At 52.9% G+C, this 1,901-nt stretch carries 1 rRNA gene (running past one end of the window); it reads left to right on the forward strand.

The features are described from left to right. Positions 1-23 precede the first annotated feature (23 nt). A 23S ribosomal RNA gene (locus tag EKK30_RS16395) occupies positions 24-1,901 on the forward strand; it runs 671 nt beyond the window's last position.

The raw sequence follows: 1,901 nt of genomic DNA on the forward strand, positions 1-1,901 counted from the left end.
TGGTGAGCATTGCAAATGAGAGCGATCAAGTGACTTAAGGGCATCTGGTGGATGCCTTGGCGGTAAGAGGCGATGAAGGACGTGGTACGCTGCGATATGCTTCGGGAAGGCGCGAACAGCCGTTGATCCGAAGATTTCCGAATGGGGAAACCCACCTTCGACATCTTGAAATTCGCACCCGTGCAAACGGGTTCGGATTTCAGGGTGTCACAAGAAGGTATTTAGCCCTGAATACATAGGGGTTAAAAGCAAACCCAGGGAACTGAAACATCTCAGTACCTGGAGGAAAGGACATCAACCGAGACTCCGCGAGTAGTGGCGAGCGAAAGCGGACTAGGCCAGTGATAAAGCAATGACAACTGGAACCATCTGGAAAGTTGGGCCTCAGCGGGTGACAGCCCCGTACAGGTAATGCAGAGCTTTATCCTCGAGTAGAACGGGACACGTGCAATCCTGTTTGAACATGGGGGGATCACCCTCCAAGCCTAAGTACTCCTTACCGACCGATAGTGCACCAGTACCGTGAGGGAAAGGTGAAAAGCACCCCGACGAGGGGAGTGAAATAGTACCTGAAACCGGATGCCTACAAACAGTCGGAGCCCGCAAGGGTGACGACGTACCTTTTGTATAATGGGTCTGCGACTTAGTCTGACGAGCAAGCTTAAGGCGATAGCTGTAGGCGTAGCGAAAGCGAGTCTGAACAGGGCGTTCAGTTCGTCGGATTAGACCCGAAACCTGTCGATCTTGCCATGGTCAGGTTGAAGGTGGGGTAACACCCACTGGAGGACCGAACCGGTGTCTGTTGAAAAAGCCTCGGATGAACTGTGGCAAGGGGTGAAAGGCCAATCAAGGCAGGAAATAGCTGGTTCTCCGCGAAATCTATTTAGGTAGAGCCTCGGATGAATACTCGAGGGGGTAGAGCACTACATGGGCTAGGGGCCCCTACAGGGTTACCAAACCTAAGTAAACTCCGAATACCTCGAAGTACTATCCGGGAGACACACGGCGGGTGCTAACGTCCGTCGTGAAGAGGGAAACAACCCTGATCGCCGTCTAAGGTCCCCAAATCACTGCTAAGTGTGAAAGGATGTGGGAATCCCATAACAACCAGGATGTTGGCTTAGAAGCAGCCATCATTTAAAGAAAGCGTAACAGCTCACTGGTCTAAACAAGGGTTTCTGCGCCGAAAATGTAACGGGGCTAAAGCAGTGTACCGAAGACGCGGGTGTACAGCAATGTACGCGGTAGCGGAGCGTTCCGTAAGCCTGTGAAGGGAGACTCGTGAGAGCTCCTGGAGGTATCGGAAGTGCGAATGCAGACATGAGTAACGAAAGAAGTGTGAGAAACACTTCCTCCGAAAGTCCAAGGGTTCCTGCGTAAAGTTAATCTGCGCAGGGTTAGCCGGCCCCTAAGGCGAGGGCGAAAGCCGTAGTCGATGGGAACCACGTTAATATTCGTGGGCCAGTGGGTGTGTGACGGATGCAGCAAGTTGTTGAGGCTTATTGGATTGCCGAGGCAGCGAATGTGTCCCTGGAAATAGCCCCCACATAGACCGTACCCGAAACCGACACAGGTGGACTGGTAGAGAATACCAAGGAGCTTGAGCGAAGTGTGCTGAAGGAACTCGGCAAATTACCTGCGTAACTTCGGGAGAAGCAGGCTATCTCTTCGGGCAACCGGAGGGGTAGGGCACAAACTAGGGGGTGGCGACTGTTTACCTAAAACACAGGGCTATGCTAAGTCCAACGACGACGTATATGGCCTGACGCCTGCCCGGTGCTGGAAGGTTAAGAGGAGAGGTTCACGCCTTGAATCGAAGCCCCAGTAAACGGCGGCCGTAACTATAACGGTCCTAAGGTAGCGAAATTCCTTGTCGGGTAAGTTCCGACCTGCACGAATGG

Origin of the sequence: Hyphomicrobium sp., from assembly GCF_003987855.1 — a bacterium.
In the GTDB taxonomy this organism is placed as follows: Bacteria; Pseudomonadota; Alphaproteobacteria; order Rhizobiales; family Hyphomicrobiaceae; genus Hyphomicrobium_B.